Source organism: Helicobacter valdiviensis, from assembly GCF_003245365.1.
Taxonomy (GTDB): Bacteria; Campylobacterota; Campylobacteria; order Campylobacterales; family Helicobacteraceae; genus Helicobacter_D; species Helicobacter_D valdiviensis.
Window position 1 is genome coordinate 1 of record NZ_NBIU01000122.1, and the last position, 568, is coordinate 568.

2 protein-coding genes are annotated in these 568 nt (G+C 31.7%); both read left to right on the forward strand.

Features of this window, described 5'->3' with window-relative positions; translation table 11 throughout:
- Nucleotides 1–17: 17 nt before the first annotated feature.
- Complete coding sequence (locus tag B6S12_RS10835) at nt 18–389, forward strand: phage tail protein (protein ID WP_111230741.1); 372 nt, start codon at nt 18–20, stop codon at nt 387–389.
- Nucleotides 382–568, forward strand: a 187-nt coding sequence (locus B6S12_RS10840) for a tail protein X (RefSeq protein WP_111230742.1), incomplete at its 3' end; no start/stop codon positions are given. The genes B6S12_RS10835 and B6S12_RS10840, both read left to right, overlap by 8 nt.

Genomic DNA, 568 nt, shown 5'->3' on the forward strand with positions numbered 1-568 from the left:
ACTAAAAAGGAGTTTAAATGGTTTTATCATTGGGTGATTTCAAATTCAAAGCCCTAAACTTTGAAAACCTAGAAAGAAGCTTAGAATATGGGATAAGCTCTCAAGCTAGACTTAATAACACAAAGGCATATTTTGCACTAAGCAAAGGAAGTGAAAAGATTAAACTACAAGGCAAAATCTTACCGCTAAAGGGGGATAAGAATACCTATCTTGAAACCTTAGAAGCTATGGCAAAGGAGCAAAAATCCTATACTTTAGTGGGTGCTAATGGTAAATATTATGGAAAATTTATCATTATAAGTTTAAACGATAATAGAGAATGTTTTATAGATGGGAGCGGATTTGCCAAGCAAAGTTTTAGTATGGATTTGGAGAGAGATTATGAATAAATACATTGCAAAAGACAATGAAAGATTAGATAGTGTGGTTTATAGATTTTATGGAAGTTTAGAGTATTTTAGTATGGTTTTAGAAGTAAATCCCAAGCTTACTCCACTTTTAAAAAATGGAGATGTTGTGAATTTGCCAATAATAGAAAAGCCAACAAATAAAGAAGAAGCACTATGGT

What these genes read in the sequence shown, in the direction of transcription:
- B6S12_RS10835 (WP_111230741.1), top strand. Translation starts at nt 18, where the DNA reads ATGGTTTTATCATTGGGTGATTTCAAATTCAAAGCCCTAAACTTTGAA.